This is a genomic window from Acidovorax sp. FG60, assembly GCF_057808995.1.
Genome location: NZ_JBMDJC010000003.1, coordinates 185775 through 204828 on the forward strand (window position 1 = coordinate 185775; position 19054 = coordinate 204828).

Here is a 19054-nt window from a genome sequence, read left to right on the forward strand (position 1 = left end):
GCACCCACACAGCCTGCCCGGGTTGGGGTGGGTCCATCCCACCAACCCGCTCATCGCGCGGGCACTCAGGTGGCCAGCGCGAGTCCGCCGTCCACCCGCAGGTTCTGCCCGTTGATATAGCCCGCCCCTTCCGAGGCCAGGAACGCGATGGTCGCGGCCACTTCGGCGGCCTGCCCATACCGCTGCAGCGGCACTGCGGCGCGGCGCTCTTCCCACACGGGCAAGGTGTCGATCCAGCCCGGCAACACGTTGTTCATGCGGATGTTGTGCCGCGAATGGCTGTCGACAAAGATCCTCGTGAACGAAGCCAGCCCGGCGCGCACCAGCGCCGATGTCGGAAACAGCGCGCTCGGGTCCACCGCCCAGGCTGACGACAGATTCACGATCACGCCACCACGCTGCGCCTGCATCAAGGGGGCCACCAGCCGCGTGGGCCGGATCACGCTCTGCAGATAGGTGTCCGTCCCCTGCAGCCACCGCTCGTCCGCCAGAGACAACAAAGGCGCGCGCGGTTCATGGCCGGTGCTGTTGATGAGCACATCGACCCGGCCCCAGCGGGCTTGCGCCAGATCCACCAGGCGGCCCAGATCCGCCAGGCACTGGCTGGACCCCGTGACGCCAACGCCTCCGAGTTCCTGGGCCAAGGCCTCGCCTTTGCCCGACGACGAAAGAATGCCGACCTGAAAACCATCCTCTGTCAACCGGCGGGCGGTGGCAGCAGCAACGCCGGTGCCGCCCGCAGTGATGAGCGCTACTTTTTCTACTGCCATGATCGTCCTTGGATGCCACACACCGGCATCTGGCAATTGTTTCGTATCCTTTGTGTTTTGGACGACCTGACGGAGCAGCCGCCGTGCTTCGATCCAGTAGAAAATCTACATCCATGACCTCCCCGTTGGGCCCCACGCCCTCTCTCAATGCGCTGCGAGCGTTCGAGGCCGCCAGCCGCCATCTCAACTTTCGGCTGGCCGGGCTGGAGCTGGGCGTAACCCAGGGCGCCGTGGCGCAGCAGATTCGTGCGCTGGAGGCGGAGCTGGGCCTCAAGCTGTTCGAGCGGCACCCGCGCACCCTGGTGTTGACCCACAACGGCCAGCGCTACGCCACCGGGGTGCGGCGCGCGTTCGAGATGCTGGCCGATGCCACGCAGGGCCTGCGGCCCGAGCCCCTGCATGTGACGGTCAGCGTCACTCCGACCTTCGCCACCAAGTGGCTCATCCCACGGCTGGCGGACTACACGCGCCTGCACCCCGGGGTGGATCTGCGGATCCTGGCGACCGAGCGCCTGTCGCACTTTCAGACCGAGGCGGTGGACCTGGCGGTGCGGTACGGCCGCCCTCCATTCGGCCCGGGGCTCACGGCCGATCTCCTGTTCGAAGAGTGCCTGGTGGCGGTGGGCAGCCCGCTGTTGCTGCGCCGCTCGGGGCCACCCGGCACCGCGGGTGACATCGGCCGCTACGTGCTGCTGCACGACTCCCAGTCTCCATGGGCCGACTACCTTGCGCAGCACACGCCGCCCGCTCCCGGGGCTTCAGATCCCACACCGCAGGCCATCTGGTTCAACCAGACGACACTCGCGATCGACGCGGCCCTGACCGGCCAGGGGCTCGCGCTGGTGCAGAAAGATTTTGTGGCGCAGGACCTGTCCACCGGTCGGCTGGCCAAGGTGTTTGAGGAAGAAGCACACACGGGCGCCGGCTACTACCTGGTGGCTCCGCGCAAGCAACGCGCACCGGAGGTCGTTGCGGGCGTGAGAGCTTGGCTGCGAGGCCAGGCCGGCGCATAAACCGCAAAGACCGCACGCAGCGCGGATGCTCTGGCCCCCTTCAACCCCGACCTGCGAGCCCGGCCGGGGGGGCCAGGTAACGGGCCGGAATCTCCAGCACATGGAATCCGCCCGCCAGCAGCACCACCAAACACACGGCCAGCAGCCAGCCCGCCAGCATGGCCCCCACCAACGCTCGCGCCCGCAGAGGCTCTGGCAGGTTCCAGTACAAAGCGCAACCCACGTGCGTGCCCAGCGCGAATACTGCGAAAAAGTAGTACGGGCCAAAGAACCACTGCCAGGGCGGTGTGTGCATGCCCGCCGCTGCAAACTGCAGGTTCGTGTCCACGCCCTGAAACCGGCCCGCCAAGACGGCCGTCACATGGATCAACAGGAACAGCGCCAGGTAGCCCCCCGAGATGGCCTGCATCCACGCCACGCCCCCACGGCGCCGGCCCCGCCCGCGCCACAGCAAGGTAAGGCCGCTGCCCATCTGGAACAGCAGGCAGCCAAGCAGCACGCCTTCGACCAACGGCTGGCGATAGATCAGGCGCAGGGCTTGCAGCACGGATTGGTGCGCTGCCGCTCCGGCCAGCCCCGCCAGGTGGCCCAGCAAGTGGGCCGCCAGGAACGATGCCAGCGCGATGGCACTGGCGCGGTGCACGGCCCGCAGCGCAAGGCGCTGGCGCCATGCCCAGGTGCCAGCCAGGCCGATGGCGGCGGCTCCCAGGGCGAGTTGGCTGGTTGCGTGCATGAAGGTTTCCTCCGGATGTTGCAAGGGACTGGCGGCAGAATAGGCAGCAGCGCCGTCTCCGCCTACTCGCATTGCGCTCAGGTTTTCCATGCCCCCTGCCTCCTCCGCCCCCCGCCGTTCGCCCCGCCAGGAACGCTCGCAGTTCACAGTCGATGCCATCTTCGGAGCCGTCGCACGCATCGTGGCCACCCAGGGCGAGGACGCGCTCACCACCAACCGCATCGCCGAGGTTGCGGGTGTTTCCGTGGGCTCGCTCTACCAGTACTTTCCCAGCAAGGAAGCCATCCTCCTGGCCATGCTCGACCAGCACTGCGACCGGGTGATGCTGGAGCTGGACGCCCTGCTCGCCCAGGCCCGCACCGAAGGCTGGACGCCCGAGCAGCAGGTGCGCGGGTATGTGCGCCACTACCTGCAGGCCTTTGGCGGCGGCCCCCAGGAAGGGCGCGCACTTGCCCGCCTGTCGTGGAAGCTCGACTACCGCGCGTCCGTGCTGATCTCGGTGCGCGGCGCCAGCGAGCGGCTGGCCCTGCACCTGCAGCGTGTGGCGCAAGAGCAGCAGATGCCCGCACCCTCGGCAACCCAGCTGTTTGTGCTCACCCGCGCCTTCATGGGCGCGGTGCGGGCGGCATCGCTGGAACAGTCGCCCCTGCTGGACAGCCCCGAATTCGAGCAGGCGCTGGTGGAGCTCTGCATCGCAACCCTGGCACCCGGCACGGGTCTGGGGGGCGGCGCTACGATGGCACCATGACCACGCCCACCGCACCGCACTACCTCTTCCTCACCACCTCCACCCGCGAACCAGGCCACACCGGCAATACCGAATGGCTGGCGCGCCAAGCCGCCGCCGCACTCCCTGCCGGTACTGCGCAAACCTGGCACCACCTGGCCCGCATGAACCTGCCGCCCTTCGTGGACCAGCGCCACACCTCGGGTACCTATGCACCGCCCGAAGGCGACATGAAGACCTTGCTCGACGCCACGCTGGCAGCCACGCACATCGTCTTTGTGGCGCCGGTTTACTGGTACAGCATTCCCTCGCCGCTCAAGACCTACCTGGACCACTGGAGCGCGTGGATGCGCGTCCCCGGCCTGGCCTTCAAGGAGCCGATGGCCTCCAAGACGCTGGCGCTTGTCACCACCAGCGGCGACCGCACCAAGGCCCAGCCGATGATCGACTCGGTGGCGCTGTGCGCACAGTTCCTGTCGATGACCTGGGGCGGCGCCCTGTGGGGCAAAGGCGGGCCGCCCGGAGCGGTGCAGGCCGATGCGCAGGCGATGGAGGCAGCCAGCCGTTTTCTGCTGACACCGGCCGCAGATTGACGGCTTAGCGATCCAGCGACCCGTGCTGGGCCAGGATGCCCAGCCATTCGTGCAGCGCCAGGCTGCTGTCGGCCAGCGCGGAGGCGCGCGGCAACACCCGGTACAGCTTGCGCGCCTGGCCGCCCTTGAAGCCCATGGGCGCGGGCAGCACCTGCAGACCGGCGCGCTCGAAGGTCTTGGCCGCGCGCACCATGTGCCAGCCGTGGGTGACGAGCGCAATGCGCTCGATGCCAGCGGCCTTGAGCAACACGGCAGATCTTTCGGCGTTGCTGCGGGTGTCAAGGGATTCCACCTCGGTCCACCGCACCCGGCCCCTGAACTCACGCTCCACCACATCTTTCATCACCAGCGCTTCGGCCCGCGTGCCGCCAGTGGAGCCCCCCGTGGCCAGGATGGGAAGCCCGGTCTGCTGCTGCAGGTACACGGCGTAGCGCACCCGCTCACGCGCGCCCCGGCTGAGCACGTCCACGCCGTATTCAGGCGCCACCGTGTCGGCGCCGCCGCCCAGCACGACGATGGCCTGCACCTTTGACGAAGGCAAGTCCTTGGGGACGACCGCCGGATAGCGCTCCAGGCTGCGCACCAGCGCGTCCGACACCGGCGGCCAGGACAGCACCAGCACCGACAGCAATGACAGTACCACCACCGTGATGCCCGTGCGGCGGTGGTAGCGCGCGATCCACAGCCCCACCAGCGCCAGCAGGATGCTGGACACCGGGGGCAGCAGCAGCGCAGACAGTATTTTTTTCAGGGCAAACCACATAAAACAAGAGGAGCAATCAGACCCGCGCGAACCCGCCCGGTGGCGCCAGGGCATGGCAGGGAAAAAGAATCGTTTGAAGGGCCGAAAAATCGGCTGCGCCGGGTGGGGCGAACTCAGTGCAGCACCCGCCGCTGCGCCAGAAAGTCCAGCAGCGCGGCATCGAAACCCTCCGGGTCCTCCAGTTGCGGCCAGTGCCCGATGTGGGGCAACAACACCGTCTGCGCATCGGGCATCACCTGGGCCAGGGCCTCCAGGGCAGCCGGCGGTGTGCAGCGGTCGAGCTCGCCCCCCACCAGCAGCGCGGGTATGGCCAGCTGCGCCAAGGCAGAGGCTCCGCGATCAAACGTGGACAAGGCCTCCAGCGCACGCCGGTAGGCCCCTGGATACACCTGGCCCAGCGCGTGGCTGGCCAGCCGCACCCCTTCGGGCAACGCACCGGTGCCGATGAACTGGGGCACCAGCGTCTGCGCCAGCTGCTCCATACTGCCACCGGCGTCCAGCGCCTTCAAAGCACCCAAGCGGGGCGCCACCCAGTCATCCATGGCCTGCGCATCCAGCGCCGGCCCACCTGCACAGAGCAGCAGGCGGCGCACCTGCGACGGGCTGCGCACGGCGGCCTCCAGCGCCACCATGGCGCCCATGCCATGCCCCACCAGGGTCACGGGGCCTCCCTGCAGGGCATCGATCAAGGCCAGGCAGCTCTGCGCCAGCGCCTTGAAGGTGTACGGCTCCACGGGCGCGCTGCGGCCATAGCCCGGCATGTTCCAGGCCACGGCGCGGTAACCGACCGTGGCCAGCGTTTCCACCTGGGGGGCAAAGGTGAGGTGGTCGCCATCGGCGTCGTGCAGCAGGAGCACGGTGGGGCCGGAGCCCAGGGTGGTGAAGGTAGGTAGGACGGCCATGCGGTGGAAAACCAGTAAACCCCGCAACAGCGCGGTGGTGGGTGGCGCCTGATAATAGTTGCTCCCCCATGCTGCCACCGCTGGCACCGCTTTTGTGAACCCTTCGCTCCCCCGCCCCACCCTCGCCCTGCCACCGAGCTTCTCCACGCGCGAGTTTCGCGATGCGCTGGGCATGTTTGCCACGGGCGTGACCATCGTCACGGCCCGCACGGCTGCGGGCGACCTGGTGGGGCTCACGGCAAGCTCCTTCAATTCGGTGTCGCTGGCACCCCCGCTGGTACTGTGGAGCCTGTCGCACGGCGCCAGCACCTTGCCCACCTTTGCCGATGGCTCGCACTACGCCATCCACGTGCTGGCCGCAGACCAGAAGGCACTGGCCGAGCGTTTTGCCACGCGCGGCATCGACCGCTGGGCGGGCCTGGAACATCGGCCCGGCATCAGCGGCGCCCCGCTTCTGGCAGGGGCAGCCGCCACGTTCGAGTGCTTCAACCGCAGCCAGTACAAGGAGGGCGACCACACCATCTTTGTGGGCGAGGTCGAGCGCTGCGAGCACCGCGAAGGCATCTCGCCCCTGCTGTACCACGGTGGCAAGTTCTACACCGAGCACCCGCTGTGACGACCCCCACCGTGGTCGTGCGCCACGTGAACATCGGCCTGGCCCGGCGCCTGAAGGTGGGCGAGCGCTCGGTGCTCACTGCCATCGGCAAGGCCCCCGTCACCGGCCCCGTGGCTGTGGGCCCGCTAGGGCTGGCAGGCGACGAGCAGGCCGACCCGAGCGTGCATGGCGGCCTGGGCAAGGCCGTATACGCCTACCCCGCCGCCCACTACGCGTTCTGGCAGACCCAACGCCGCGAACGGGGCGTGAGCCTGTTCGATGAAACGCTGCCGCCGGGTTTCATGGGCGAGAACCTCACCATCGACGGGCCGCTGGAAGCGGATGTGTTTGTGGGCGATGAATGGCATTTCCCCCACTGCGTGCTGCGGGTGAGTGCACCGCGCGAGCCATGCTTCAAGTTCAACGCCGTCATGGGTTTTGCGCAGGCGGGCCGCACCATGGCCCTGGCCGGGTGCTGCGGCTACTACCTTGCGGTGGACCAGCCTGGCACCATCGCCGCCGGAGAGACCGCCACGCTGGTGCCCGGGCAGCGCGGGCTGAGCATCGCCCAGGCGCTGGCGGGCAAGTGGGCAAAGCACGCGCGCTAGCCAGGCCCCACTGGATCCATCAATTTTGATAGCTACTGGCGCTTACCAGATAAGCGCCAGAGCCCAATTTGGCTCGAACCCGAGCCTTCAACGCACCGTGTCGGGCAACTCGATCTTGACTTCCAGAACTTCCAGGTTGTCCTGGCGCTCCAGGTGCACCTTGAGGTCTTCGGGGTTGATCTTGACGTACTTGGAGATCACGGCCACCAGCTCGCGCTGCAGCGCAGGCAGGTAGTCGGGCTCGGCGGCGTTGCGGCCATTGCGCTCGTGCGCCAGGATGATCTGCAGGCGCTCTTTGGCGACGCTGGCGGTTTTCTTCTTCTCGCCGAGCAGGAAGGACAGGAAAGAAGCCATGGCTTATTTGCTCCCGAACAGGCGTTTGAAGAAGCCTGGCTTTTCCGCATCGATGAAACGCAGCGGCTTGTCGGTGGCACCCAGGAAGCGGTCGATCACATCCTTGTAGGCCTCGGACACATCAGTGCCCTGGGCATGGATGGCGGGCGTGCCCTGGTTGGACGACTGCAGCACCACTTCCGACTCGGGGATCACGCCGATCAGCTTGATGCGCAGGATGTCCTGGATGTCTTCCAGGCTCAGCATCTGGCCGTCCTGCACGCGGCTGGGGTTGTAGCGCGTGATGAGCAGGTGCTCCTTGATGGGCTCACCGCCTTCAATCGCACGCTTGGTCTTGCTGCCCAGCATGCCCAGGATGCGGTCGGAGTCGCGCACCGACGAGACTTCGGGGTTGGTCACCAGCAGCGCCTCATCGGCAAAGTGCATGGCCATGAGCGCGCCGCTTTCGATGCCGGCAGGCGAATCGCAGACGATGTACTCAAAGCCCATCTCGGCCAGGTCCTTGAGCACCTTTTCCACGCCGTCTTGCGTGAGCGCATCCTTGTCGCGCGTCTGGCTGGCGGCCAGCACGAACAGGTTGTCGCACTGCTTGTCCTTGATGAGCGCCTGGTTCAGGTTGGCCTCGCCGTGGATCACGTTGATGAGGTCGTACACCACGCGGCGTTCGCAGCCCATGATGAGATCGAGGTTGCGCAGGCCGACGTCAAAGTCGATCACGGCAGTCTTGTGGCCGCGCAGGGCGAGGCCGGTGGCAAAGCTGGCACTGGTGGTGGTCTTGCCCACGCCACCCTTGCCGGAGGTCACGACGACGATTTTGGCCATGTGTTGCTGATTCTCTGTGGGGTTGGTACGAATGAAATGGGAACTCAGGCAAGCGGCTCGATGATGAGCTTCTCGCCGTCGAGCCGCACCTGGGCGGGCTTGCCACGCACATCGGCGGGCAACTCGGTCTCGGTGGTGCGGTAGATGCCCGCGATGGAGACCAGCTGCGGCTCCAGGCAGGTCGAAAAAATACGTGCTTCGGTGTTGCCCCGCGCGCCGGCAATCGCACGGCCGCGCAGCGGGGCATAGACGTGGATATTGCCGTCGGCAATCACCTCGGCGCCAAAACTCACCACGGCCATCACGACCAGGTCGGCGCCGCGCGCATACACCTGCTGGCCGGAGCGCAGGGGCTTGTCCACCACCACGGTGCCGGGGCCTGGCAGGGGCACTTCGCGAACGACCTCCACCTCGCGCACGACTTCGCGAATGACCTCGCGCACCTCGGGGGCTGGGGCCTCCGCACGGGCAGGCGGCGCATCGGGCGCTACCGCCAGCCCTGCGGCGCGCGCAGCGTCCATCTGGGCGGGGTTGCCGCCGCGCACGGCCACGGGCAGGGTGCTGCGGCTGCGCAGCTCGGCCACGATGGCGGCAAAGTCGATGGGCGCCTCGGCCTCGCGCACGGCGGCCAGGTCGATCAGCACGGGGTCGTTGTCAAAAAAGCCCGGGGCGTCGGCCACGCGCTCGGCCAGGTCGGCGGCGAACTGCGCGGCGTCGGTGGTCTTGAGCACCACGGCCACCACGGGCAGCGAGGCGCTCTTGAGGTCAAAGCTGGTGCGGGACTGCGCCGCCGTCGTAAGGGCCATGAATGGGGTGTGGAAAGGAGCGCGGGAACCGTTTCAGAAGGCGCAAAGTGTACCGTGGGGCCACGTAAGCGCTTGTTCACGACCTCTTGGCTGGCTTGCCATCCCCTCTGGCGTGAATCAGGGGGCGCGAAGGCGCTGGCACTCGCCCTTGCGCACCCACAAAAAAACCGGGCGTACCCGGCATTCTTGTTACCGCCAGCTTCCTGGCTTAGTTGCGGTCAGCGCGCATGGGGCGGGTCGTTGCACCGCCCGTACGAGACATGGTCGTGTCTGTGGTTACGGGGGCTGCAGCGGCAGGTGCTGGAGCGGCTTGCGTGGTCGCCGTCGCGGCGCCCCCACCGCCAACGCCCGTGGTGCCCATCGGCGTGCCTTGCGAGCTTTGCTGGCCGGCGCCCGTGGCAGCATTGGGGCTTGCGGTGGTGGGTGGCGTGCCCTGCGCCATAGCGGTGCCCACAACGGCGACGGTAGCCAGGCCCGCGAGCAATGTCTTGAGTGTGTTCGATGCAGTCATGTGGAGACTCCTTGGTGTGTGGTGAATTTGGAAATCGCCAGCAACATCGCCAGCTGTACCCAGGCTAGTTGTTTGCGGCTGGCGCTACGTCAGCTTGAGACCGGAGCGCGTGTCGGACAGGGACGGGCCTGCACGGTGTGGGTCTTGCCATCGCACTCCGAAAACACCCTGTTCAACAAGCCCGCACACACCGTGGGTCAATGGGCATCACTGCGCAGGCAGGTCATAGGCGCCAAAAAATGCGGCTGCCGGTTGTGTCTCGGGCAGCACGTACACCACAGCGCCCGTGCCACGCACCAGGGGGCTCAGCACTTTTTCGTAGAAAGAGACGGGAAGGTTGATGCAACCGAAGGAGATACGGTTGTCTGCGGCGGTGCTGGAGGCCAGCCGCTCCAACCGACGCTCGGCTTTGACGTTGGCCCGCACTCGGTGCATGGACACCGCCGCGTCGTAGTCCACCCAAACCACGTCTTCGCCATTGGCGTTCAAACCGGTTTCGGCAACGAACCGGCCTGCGGGGGTGGTGCGTTCTTCGGGCAGTACCTGGCCGACGGGCTTGTCCCCCACGCCGGGAACGGTGTGGTCGCCGATGGCCGACCCCATCAGCGCCGGGGCCGCGCCCTGGAGCGCACCGTCGCGGTCAAACACATAGACCTTTGCGTGCATTTTGTCGACCACCACGACCGCGCGGTTCTGGTTGTCACCCGAGTGCAAGGCCCACGCCGCGATCTGGCGGGCTTCGGCCGAGGCGGGCTCCTTACCGAACTGTGCCCTGCGCGGTACCTGGGTTGGCTGCGGCGCTGGCGACGCGACCTTCGCGGGTGATGTGTCTACAGGGTTCGCCAAGCCGGCGCCCAAGGACAGCGCTCCGGTGGTCTGCGATGGCTGCTGCATCGCTGGCCACAGCCGCATAAACCCCAGCAGCAGGACGACCAAAACCAGCAGTGCAGCGCCGGACAGCAGCCGGACCTTGCGCCGTCCATGCCTTTGCCCTGCGCTCCTTGGCGCGGCGCGGTCCGGATCTGTGTGGGATACGTTCATGTTGGATCTTGGAAGGGCAAAGGCAAGGGCTTTCGCCGCAGGGTGGTGCAGAGTTGGTGCGTACCCGAAAGCCACACACTAACCAGATCACCCGCCTGGCAGCGTCCGCCAAAAGCGCAACCGCTGTAGGACCAGCGACCCACGCTTGGCGTTGCCTGTCGTCGCCGCGGCGCTGCGCAGGGCCAGAAGGTCACGGCACACAGGCGACCTGAAGCGCAAGGCTTGCCTTTCATAATCGACCGATGTCCCTGTCTACCCGCAAAACCCATATCGACGCCCTCGCCATCTCCCTGCTGCTCGCGTGCTGCATGTTCTGGGGCTTCCAGCAGGTGCTGGTCAAGGCCACAGTGGCCGAGGTGGCGCCCGTGTTCCAGGCCTTTGTGCGCTTTGCGCTGGCCACGGTCGCGGTAGCGGCCTGGTGCTTGTGGCGTGGTGTAGGCCTTTCCGGCGCGGGCGAGCCCGCCGGGGCCACGCGTGCCGGGCTGTTGGCGGGGGCGCTGTTTGCAGGCGAGTTCGCGTGCATCTATCTGGGCCTGCAGTACACCACCGCCTCGCGGCTCACGGTGTTTTTGTATGCGTCGCCCTTCTGGGTGGCATTGCTGCTGCCGCGTTTCATCCCCGGTGAGCGCCTGCAGGGCTGGCAGTGGCTGGGCCTGGCGGCTGCGTTTGTGGGCGTGGGGCTGGCGCTGGGCGACGGGCTGCTGGGCCATGCCAGCACGGCGCTGCCCAAAGGCTGGCTGGGAGATTTGCTAGGACTAGCCGCAGGCCTGATGTGGGCGCTGACCACGGTAGTTATCCGCACCACGCCCCTGGCACGCGTGGCGCCTGCCAAGCAGCTTTTCTATCAAGTGGCGGTGAGCACGGCGGTATTGCCAGTGCTGTCGCTGGGCCTGGGTGAGGCCTGGGTCTGGCAGTTCAGCGGCTTTGCCTGGGGTTCGCTACTGGTGCAGGCGCTGGTGGGTGCGTTTGTGAGCTACCTCGCCTGGATGTGGATGCTGGCGCACTACCCTGCCACCAAGATCTCGGTGTTTGTGTTCCTCACGCCGGTGTTTGCGCTGCTATTTGGTGCGCTGTGGCTGGGTGAGCCCGTGACGCCCGGGCTGGTGGCGGCACTGGTGCTGGTGGCGGCGGGCATTGTGCTGGTGAACCGGCGGCCTGCGTCAGGCATAGGGGTGCAACATTGACGCATAGAGCAATTGAGTCCTAGTCAATGATCAAAACGTTGTCAGCTGCATTTTGCATAGTAGCCAGCACCAAGGCGTGGTAGAGCGCTATCAAGTCTCTGAGATAGAGCAACGCAAAGGCGGAAAGTAACAAGACATTGCGCTGGTGGTGATTTCTCTCTATCTCGCTAGAGTACGCGGCATGCGGCCACAAATCCCGCGTTCTTTTTATGACCTTAAGAAAGAGCATGCATGACTGACAACGTTTTCTTCCGCCCCTCCCTTCAACGCTCTCCAATTGAATCACAACAAGGCTGGCGCCGCGCGCTGGTCTTGGGAGTCGCGGCGCTGGTCCTCACGGGCTGCGGAGGGGGTTCTGACTCTGAATCAACACCTCCCGCACCAACTCCCTCCGCGCCTGCAGCACCCGAAAACTTCACCGTCGGTTCGTCCCTTGATTTCTCCTGGACACCTACTGCGACTGCGACACGTTACGAGCTTTTCGTAGACCCGGACGGCTCGGGCCCTCTTGCGGAAACACAGCGTGATCCCCAAAGGTTCAGCTACTCACTCGCTTCCGACGGCAGTCGAGTCACCGGTTCGTTCGGCGCCTATGTCAATTTTCCTGAAGCCCTCAACGCCAGCTACCGCCTGCGAGCATGCAATGCGGCCGGTTGCGGGAGCTTCTCGGACACCAAGGCATTCGACATCACGAAGGGCATAAGCCACGAATTTCCCTCGGGCTCTGTTCCCCTCGTTCAATATGCAAGTGCATATCTCTCCAAGGGCATGCTGTCCAAGGATGCTCTCACTCTAGTGCTCACCGCAGCAAGCTATGGCTCGAATACCACAATGCTCGTTTTCGCACGCAGCGGCAAAAATCAGCCGTGGCTGCAGCAAGCGTCACTGCAATCGGGTGCCTACTACGTCGGTGGGGCCGTGCTGTCGGCCGACGGGAATACCTTGGCAGTGCGATCCATGAAACAAATCTCGACCAGCACAGGCACCCGCGTCGTGACAGACGCGGTGTATATGTACCGGCGCAACGGCAGCACATGGAACGAGCAGGCCCGGCTAGACACCAGCACCGCACCGTCAACTTGCGCCCAACCCTGCCAAGCTGAGATCGCCGATCACATGGCGCTTTCAGCGGACGGCAACCTGCTGACTGTTTCTGCTGTCATCTCCTCGGGCACCACATCCTCCAGCGCCGTTTTCACATACACCCGCACTGGAACCTCCTGGGCACCCCAGACCTCGTTGAATACCGAAGGCACCTTCATCGCGAGCATGGCCCTGTCGGCCGACGGCAGCACCTTGGCCGTGACCGACCGTGATCTGTTGCAGACAGCCACCACTCCTGTAGTCATCGTCTTCGCGCACGATGGCAACGGTGCTTGGTCCCAGCAAAGTCGGATTCCAGCCACGCTCTACACCTACACGCCTCCGCTCTCTGGCGGAAGGGCGTACGGCTCCATGGTGTTCTCAAGCGACGGCAATACCCTCGCCGTGAATACCGCCAAAGTGCCCGGACAGGTGGCATGCGACGCCCCGGCGACCTACTCTGGCGAGACGCAGCGCATTGCACTTTATTCACGCAGCAGTGACACATGGACTCTTCAAGGGCAGGCCGTGAGCGCTGCTCAGCCGCTGACCCCGTGGGCCTTTGCCAACGACGGGAGTGCGTTGATCTATGGAAACACGCTGTTCACACGAAGCAATGGCACATGGGCCTGTAACTGACCTAGCAAAGGCGAGTAATTGACACGGTGGCTGTGGGAATCTTGCGGTTGAACGTCACCCCGCAGCCACCCCAAACGGGCACGCGTGCAGACATGCCTGAAACTAACGCATTGCACGAACCATCACAGCTCCGGTAGCTTGATCCGACTGATAGTCAACGCCCCGAGATCGCAAACAGCGGCGTCAGGAGGCGATCGAGGTGTGTAACCGCTGACGGGCGGCTTGTCTAGCAATCATTTCTCGCCGGACGATTTTGACGGCGTCGCATGCGTGTGAACCTCACCCGCATGTTGTAGCACCCGCCCCTGCTGGACGCGGTCCGGGCCTTTGTTGCGACGCTATGGCACCAGAGCTTTACCCACGCCGCGCTGGAGCTGCACATCCAGCCACATCGCCCTCGTGTGGGCGCTGACCAGAGTGGTCATCCGCACGACGCCTCTGGCGAGCGTGGCCCCTGCCAAGCAGTTGTGTACTAGATGGGCGTGAGCACGGCGGTGCTGTCGCTGGATCTGGGCGAGTCCTGGGTCTGGCAGTTCAGCGCGTTTGCCTGGGGCTCGCTGCTGGTGCAGGCCCTGGTGGGCGCATTTGTAAGCTACCTGGCCTGGATGTGGATGCTGGCGCACTACCCGGCGACCAAGATTTCGGTGTTTGTGTTCCTCACGCCCGTGTTTGCGCTGCTGTTTGGCGCGCTGTGGCTGGGCGAACCGGTCACGCCGGGGCTGGTGGCGGCGGGGATTGTGCTGGTGAACCGACGGGCGGGTTGAGCATTTGTATCAAATAGTGCCATAGGCTACCTGCGTAGTGATGGCAGCTATCATTTTCATGACACTCGCTGTCGAAGATTCCTGGTCCAGGTGTGTGGGAAGAACACACTGGGACGGTCTGAATCACCGCTGCGAAGTACCGCCACCGGTACCCGGGCACCATTTCACGCTTTCTTCAAAAAGGTATCCATGCGTCACGTCACACTGACCTTTGCACCCGAAGCCGTTCACCAGTGGGCCCCCCGGGCCTTGCCGACCTTGCGAGCCACGCTGGCCCTGGGCTGTGCCGCACTGGCCTTGGCAGGCTGCGGCGGCGGCTCAGGCTCCGCAGAGCCTGGCCAGCCCCCCGTCACCAGCACGCTGCCCGCCCCCGAGAACTTTGAGAACAGCGGGGCCCTGAGTTTTGCGTGGAGCGCCACACCGGGCGCCACGCGCTATGAGCTCTTTGCCGACATGGATGGCCCAGGGCCTCAGACGGAAGTACAGATGGGCGCGGCGCAAGGCCTCAGTTTCTACTCCACGACGCAACGACAGTTCGGCCACCTGAATCTCGCCCGAATCCCTGATTTCATCAACGCAACCTTCCGCCTGCGGGCTTGTAACAGCGATGGATGTGGAGCCTTCACCGCAGCAAAGGCGCTGGAACTTCCCAGCCGCATCAGCTACGAATTCTCCTCGGGACGTGCCCCCCTCAAATCCTCATCAAGCAATTTCGACCCCATATCCCAAGACGGCCTGACCCTGGTCCTTCGCAGCTACAACGGCTCGACGAGCACCTTGTTGGTGTTCGCGCGCACGGCCGATGGCCAGCCATGGCAGCAGCAGGCGGAGATCCCCACCAGTGCGTACTGGATCGCGCTTTCAGCGGACGGCAACACGCTGGCCGCCAGCGAAGAGTCCAAGGTACAGATTTACCAGCGCAGCAGCGGCACCTGGAGCCAGCCAACCACGATTGCCTCGACCCAGACGCCCGCTGCCTGCCCCCAGCCCTGCCAGATAGTCCCCGACCGGCTGGCACTGTCGGCCAACGGCAACCTGCTGGCGGTCACGGGGCGCTTTGGGGCGGCAACCAACGACTCCAACGCCGTTTTCACCTATGTGCGCACGGGCACCACGTGGGCCGCGCAAAGCCATTTCGCGCCAGGCGACAGCATCGTGGGCTCAGCCCTCGCCCTGTCGGGCGACGGCAGTACGCTGGCACTGAACAGCGGCGCCATCACCCGCGGCGTGAACTTCACGCCACCGCACGTGCATATCTACGCGCAGAACGGGGTCGATGGATGGACCGAACAAGCGCGGCTGCCTGTGGGCATCGTGAATTTCCTGGACATTGCCGCATCGCGGTACAGCGCCATGACGCTCTCCCACGACGGCAACACCATGGCGGTGGAAGCCCGGAACGCGCCCAACGCGCTACCGGCGGAATACCACATCACGGCCGCAGACCTCACGTGCGCAAGCCCGGGCACCGGAAGCACAGCACCGGGGTGGCACATCGCCCTGTTTGCGCGCGACGGCGCAGCATGGCAGCGGCAGGCTGTCATTGCACGTGAGACTGCCGCCTCATGGGCACTAGCCAACAATGGCAATGCTCTTTTTTACGGCGAGCTTTTCAACCGCCGCAACGGGGTCTGGGCCTGCCCCTGACCCCTGTGCACCCGGCCTATACAGCCCGTTGGCCGGGTTCACCGCCTCAGAATCAGATTCCGGGGATTGCCGACAACGGAACCTAAAGGCGCAGCATGCAGCCTCTGACAAACGACTTGCCAAACGACCGTTTCACGCCAGACGATTTCGCGACGTCCCACGCGTTTGAAAATCGCCAGCATGCCACCCAGCGTGCCCCTCGCTGAACGCGGTCCGCGCCATTGTGGTGGCGGCGCGGCAGCGGAGCTTTGCCCGCGCCACACTGGAGCTGCACATCCAGCCACATCGCCCTCGTGTGGGCGCTGACCAGAGTGGTCATCCGCACGACGCCTCTGGCGAGCGTGGCCCCTGCCAAGCAGTTGTGTACTAGATGGGCGTGAGCACGGCGGTGCTGTCGCTGGATCTGGGCGAGTCCTGGGTCTGGCAGTTCAGCGCGTTTGCCTGGGGCTCGCTGCTGGTGCAGGCCCTGGTGGGCGCGTGTGTGAGCTACCTGGCCTGGATGTGGATGCTGGCGCACTACCCTGCCACCAAGATCTCGGTGTTTGTGTTTCTCACACCCGTGTTTGCGCTGCTGTTTGGCGCGCTGTGGCTGGGCGAACCGGTAACGCCGGGGCTGGTGGCGGCGCTGGTGCTAGTGGCGGCGGGCATTGTGCTGGTGAACCGGCGGCCAGCGGCGGGGTGACCACCGTGCAAGAAATATCAGCGAAAAAGGCACTTACCGCTTTATCAGTAAGCGTTTTAACCTATTTATTTGATAGCAAAACGCTGCACAGCTCAGCAAACCCAGCGCGTACCGCTTGCCCAGCAACACCTGAATGCGCGCACCCAGCGCGGCGCCTTCATCGTCCTCCAGCCGCGTGAACTGCTGGGTCCAAGCCTCAGACTGCGCAAAATTCGGGAACCGGGGTGGTTCGCCCCACAGCCAGTCCGGGTGCGTGGCCCGGGGGCTTCGTCCAAACACATGCAGGTGCATCTTGCGGTGCAGCGCGGGGGTTTTCGGCCCCTGGGGATGGGCCAGTGGGTTCAGCGCGTTGTTGCCCGCCTCCCAGTAGTTCAGGCAGCCACCGGCAAGCTGCGGCAAGGTGTCGAGCATGGCCCGGCCCGTTGCGGCCACCAGGCACGACCAATGCGCCAGCTCTTCGGGCGTCAGCTCGCTGCGTTCCCAGACGGGACGCGGCGGGTGGACCAGCACATGCCCGCCATCGCCGCGGTGGTTCATGGGCCGCGCGGGGAGGTCGACCGTGCCACCGGCACAGCGGATCAGGGTGGTGTGAATGTTCAAGGGCAATTCTCCAAAGCAGAGGTTTGTGAAAAGGGGGCGGTGGCCGCTGCGTGCCTTATCCATCGCCGCGAGGCGCCCAGCAGGCGATGGCCGTGGCCGACAGCAGCAAGGCTGCGACGCCATACACCCAGGCGGACGGCGCAATGGGCAGCAGCACTCCCGCCAGCACCGGGCCCGCACCGGCGCCCAGGTCCCGCCAGACCGACCGCGTCGCCAGGGCCTGGATGCGCCCCGGCCCCGGCGTGCGGCGCGCGACCAGCGGCGGCAACAGCGGCAGCAGCAGGGCCCGCAAAATCACGATGGCCAGTGCGCTGGTCCACAGCCACCCCAGGCCAAAACCCACCAGGGCCAGCGACGTGAGCACCGCGAAACCCACGAGCAGCACTTCGGCGCCATAGCGCTCGGCCAGGTCGCCACCCACCACACTCAGCGCGATCTCGGCCAGATAGCGGACCGACAGCAGCATCCCTGCCACAACCACCGGATGGCCTGGCAGCACATCGCGGCCCAGGTACGACAGGCCGATGATGAACAGGCCGTCCAGCACCAGCCCCTCAACGAACGAAAAGCGGTCCAGGCGACCCGGCAACCTGTCCCAGCGCTTGGGCGGTGGCGGCAGAGCATGCGGCTGGGCGGGCAAATGCCGCGTGGCCAGCAAGGCGCACAACGCGACGGCGGCAAACACCCAGAAGATCGCCCGGGGCTCCCACCACAGCGCGCAGACACCCCCCGCAGGCAGGGCCAGCATGGGCCCCAGCGCTGCAAAGGCGCGCGACTGCCCGGCGCGTCGCGCTGCGCCCAGAGGCTCGGCCGTGGCCAGCGCCTGCGTCGCGAGGTTCAGCGCCGCAAAGGCCAGGCCCCACAGCAGCCGCAGGCCCAACAAGGCGATGAAGCCGCTGAGGGTGGCGTACCCCAGCGCACACGTGGCGGCGGCCAGCACGGCCAGCGAGCAGGTGAGACGCTCGCCATGGCGGGCATAGAACCGCGCCACCGCCCCGTAGCCCGCAATGCGCACGAGGCGGTTTGCGGCCAGCAGAATGCCCGCTTCAAACAGGGTGACGCCAAACGCCGGGGCAAACATCGGCAGCAGCAGGTAGAGCACCGTGTCCCCGGGGAGTGACAGGCCCAGCGCCAAGGCGGCGCGGCGCGAGTCGAGGTCTGAGGCCAAGGTGTTGTCTGAAGGCTGTGGCATGGCCCGCATGGTGCGCGGCGGTGCCCGGCGCGACAAACGATATTGCTGCGCGCCATGCGTGACAAAATTGCACGCATGTCACTCCGCCTGCCTCCGCTGAATGCCGTCCGCGCCTTTGCAGCAGCGGCGCGCCACCAGAGCTTTACCCGCGCCGCGCTGGAGCTGCACGTCACCCACAGCGCCATCAGCCGCCAGATCAAGGCGCTGGAATCCCACCTGGGCGTGGAGCTGTTCGAGCGCAAGACGCGGCAGGTGCTGCTCACGGCGGCAGGGCATCAGTTTCACGCGCAGGTCGGGCCTGCACTCGCGCAGATCGGCGCCGCCGCCCAGTCGCTGCGGGGCGATGCCGGGCTGCGCAGAGTCAAGATCAATGTGCGGCCCAGCTTTGCGGTGCGCTGGCTGATCCCCAGGCTGCCGGGTTTTGTGGCCCAGCACCCGGACATCGAGCCCCAGGTCATCACCAGCACGCTGGCACCCGACCACGCGGCCGAGGCCTTCGACCTGGCCCTGCGGCGCGGCCCGCGCGGGTGGCCGCCAGGCATGCAGATCCACCCGTTTCTGGAAGACGAAGCGCTGGTGGTGGGGTCGCCGACGCTGTTCGCCCAGCGCCCGGTCACGCGGCCCGAGGCGTTGTCGTCCCACGTGCTGCTGCTGTCCAAGTCGCGCAGCAAGGACTGGGAAAGCTGGAAGAAGCAGGTGGACCTGCCAACACTCCAGCCCGCCAGCTGCCTGCAGTTTGACCATCTGCACTTTGTGCTGCAGGCCGCCGTGGATGGGCTGGGCTTTGCGATGGCCCCGGTGTCGCTGATTGCCCACGACCTGGCCTCGGGGCGGCTGGTGTCGCCCCTGCCCAGCTTGCGGCTGCCGCTGACCCGGCACTACTTCGGCACGGCCCCGGACCCGTCGCCGGAGACGCTGTGTCTGGTGCAATGGCTTCGGCAAGAGATGGACGCGCTGCCAGGTGCGCTGCCGCCGTCAGGGCCGGGGCGCACAGCGCAACATTCAAGTCAAAACAAGCCCTAGCG

Annotated in this window: 20 protein-coding genes and 2 pseudogenes; 11 read left to right on the top strand and 11 right to left on the bottom strand. The window is 66.0% G+C overall.

Annotation, left to right across the window (positions count from 1 at the left end):
• Positions 1–65 precede the first annotated feature (65 nt).
• Positions 66–770: an SDR family oxidoreductase gene (locus ACODS0_RS05885; RefSeq protein WP_488833484.1), complete on the bottom strand. Its 705-nt coding sequence runs from the start codon at positions 768–770 to the stop codon at positions 66–68.
• Between the two features lie 113 nt (positions 771–883).
• Between ACODS0_RS05885 and ACODS0_RS05890 the strand changes: the two genes are divergently transcribed.
• Positions 884–1783, top strand: a complete 900-nt coding sequence (locus tag ACODS0_RS05890; RefSeq protein ID WP_488833486.1) for a LysR substrate-binding domain-containing protein — start codon at positions 884–886, stop codon at positions 1781–1783.
• Between the two features lie 40 nt (positions 1784–1823).
• Here the strand turns inward: ACODS0_RS05890 and ACODS0_RS05895 are convergent, their stop codons facing one another.
• Positions 1824–2516 (bottom strand): hypothetical protein, encoded by a 693-nt coding sequence (locus ACODS0_RS05895; protein ID WP_436129549.1) that lies wholly within the window; start codon positions 2514–2516, stop codon positions 1824–1826.
• A gap of 88 nt (positions 2517–2604) precedes the next feature.
• On the opposite strand from ACODS0_RS05895, the gene ACODS0_RS05900 reads away from it, so the two are divergent.
• Complete coding sequence (locus ACODS0_RS05900) at positions 2605–3264, top strand: TetR/AcrR family transcriptional regulator (RefSeq protein ID WP_488833489.1); 660 nt, start codon at positions 2605–2607, stop codon at positions 3262–3264.
• A complete protein-coding gene (locus ACODS0_RS05905; protein ID WP_121421841.1) occupies positions 3261–3836 on the top strand; it encodes a flavodoxin family protein in 576 nt (191 codons plus the stop codon). The genes ACODS0_RS05900 and ACODS0_RS05905 overlap by 4 nt, the downstream gene beginning before the upstream one ends.
• 4 nt (positions 3837–3840) lie before the next feature.
• On the opposite strand, the gene ACODS0_RS05910 is transcribed toward ACODS0_RS05905, so the two are convergent.
• Positions 3841–4599: a YdcF family protein gene (locus tag ACODS0_RS05910; protein WP_055397259.1), complete on the bottom strand. Its 759-nt coding sequence runs from the start codon at positions 4597–4599 to the stop codon at positions 3841–3843.
• Between the two features lie 113 nt (positions 4600–4712).
• Positions 4713–5501, bottom strand: a complete 789-nt coding sequence (locus tag ACODS0_RS05915) for an alpha/beta fold hydrolase (RefSeq protein WP_431151468.1) — start codon at positions 5499–5501, stop codon at positions 4713–4715.
• 94 nt (positions 5502–5595) lie between these two features.
• Between ACODS0_RS05915 and ACODS0_RS05920 the strand changes: the two genes are divergently transcribed.
• Both ACODS0_RS05920 and ACODS0_RS05925 read left to right on the top strand, forming a co-directional pair.
• On the top strand, positions 5596–6117 hold the full coding sequence (locus ACODS0_RS05920) for a flavin reductase family protein (protein ID WP_055397294.1): 522 nt from the start codon (positions 5596–5598) through the stop codon (positions 6115–6117).
• Positions 6114–6704, top strand: coding sequence for an MOSC domain-containing protein (locus ACODS0_RS05925; RefSeq protein WP_488833494.1), 591 nt, complete (start codon positions 6114–6116; stop codon positions 6702–6704). Before ACODS0_RS05920 ends, ACODS0_RS05925 begins: the two co-directional genes overlap by 4 nt.
• A gap of 87 nt (positions 6705–6791) precedes the next feature.
• Here the strand turns inward: ACODS0_RS05925 and minE are convergent, their stop codons facing one another.
• The 5 genes from minE to ACODS0_RS05950 all read right to left on the bottom strand — a co-directional run bounded on the left by minE (position 6792) and on the right by ACODS0_RS05950 (position 10238).
• Positions 6792–7058, bottom strand: a complete 267-nt coding sequence (minE, locus tag ACODS0_RS05930; RefSeq protein WP_010465263.1) for a cell division topological specificity factor MinE — start codon at positions 7056–7058, stop codon at positions 6792–6794.
• 3 nt (positions 7059–7061) lie between these two features.
• The gene (gene minD, locus ACODS0_RS05935) at positions 7062–7880 is read right to left on the bottom strand and encodes a septum site-determining protein MinD (protein ID WP_055397265.1); all 819 of its coding nucleotides are present in this window, start codon (positions 7878–7880) and stop codon (positions 7062–7064) included.
• 44 nt (positions 7881–7924) lie between these two features.
• On the bottom strand, positions 7925–8686 hold the full coding sequence (minC, locus tag ACODS0_RS05940; protein WP_488833497.1) for a septum site-determining protein MinC: 762 nt from the start codon (positions 8684–8686) through the stop codon (positions 7925–7927).
• 208 nt (positions 8687–8894) lie between these two features.
• A complete protein-coding gene (locus ACODS0_RS05945; RefSeq protein WP_488833499.1) occupies positions 8895–9197 on the bottom strand; it encodes a proteophosphoglycan ppg4 in 303 nt (100 codons plus the stop codon).
• Between the two features lie 207 nt (positions 9198–9404).
• Positions 9405–10238, bottom strand: coding sequence for a hypothetical protein (locus ACODS0_RS05950; RefSeq protein WP_488833501.1), 834 nt, complete (start codon positions 10236–10238; stop codon positions 9405–9407).
• Between the two features lie 242 nt (positions 10239–10480).
• Between ACODS0_RS05950 and ACODS0_RS05955 the strand changes: the two genes are divergently transcribed.
• From ACODS0_RS05955 to ACODS0_RS05975, 5 genes and pseudogenes are all read left to right on the top strand, one after another.
• Positions 10481–11422, top strand: a complete 942-nt coding sequence (locus tag ACODS0_RS05955) for a DMT family transporter (RefSeq protein WP_488833503.1) — start codon at positions 10481–10483, stop codon at positions 11420–11422.
• A 231-nt stretch (positions 11423–11653) separates the two neighbouring features.
• Positions 11654–13144: a hypothetical protein gene (locus ACODS0_RS05960; RefSeq protein ID WP_488833505.1), complete on the top strand. Its 1491-nt coding sequence runs from the start codon at positions 11654–11656 to the stop codon at positions 13142–13144.
• A gap of 396 nt (positions 13145–13540) precedes the next feature.
• A pseudogene (locus ACODS0_RS05965) lies at positions 13541–13908 on the top strand (EamA family transporter); the annotation flags it as partial.
• A 189-nt stretch (positions 13909–14097) separates the two neighbouring features.
• The gene (locus tag ACODS0_RS05970; RefSeq protein WP_488833507.1) at positions 14098–15555 is read left to right on the top strand and encodes a hypothetical protein; all 1458 of its coding nucleotides are present in this window, start codon (positions 14098–14100) and stop codon (positions 15553–15555) included.
• 290 nt (positions 15556–15845) lie between these two features.
• Positions 15846–16237: pseudogene (locus ACODS0_RS05975) on the top strand (EamA family transporter); the annotation flags it as partial.
• A gap of 33 nt (positions 16238–16270) precedes the next feature.
• Here the strand turns inward: ACODS0_RS05975 and ACODS0_RS05980 are convergent.
• A complete protein-coding gene (locus ACODS0_RS05980) occupies positions 16271–16837 on the bottom strand; it encodes a hypothetical protein (RefSeq protein ID WP_488833511.1) in 567 nt (188 codons plus the stop codon).
• A gap of 55 nt (positions 16838–16892) precedes the next feature.
• Positions 16893–18038: an MFS transporter gene (locus tag ACODS0_RS05985; protein WP_488833514.1), complete on the bottom strand. Its 1146-nt coding sequence runs from the start codon at positions 18036–18038 to the stop codon at positions 16893–16895.
• A gap of 66 nt (positions 18039–18104) precedes the next feature.
• Between ACODS0_RS05985 and ACODS0_RS05990 the strand changes: the two genes are divergently transcribed.
• A complete protein-coding gene (locus ACODS0_RS05990) occupies positions 18105–19052 on the top strand; it encodes a LysR substrate-binding domain-containing protein (RefSeq protein WP_488833517.1) in 948 nt (315 codons plus the stop codon).
• The last annotated feature ends 2 nt before the right edge of the window (positions 19053–19054 follow it).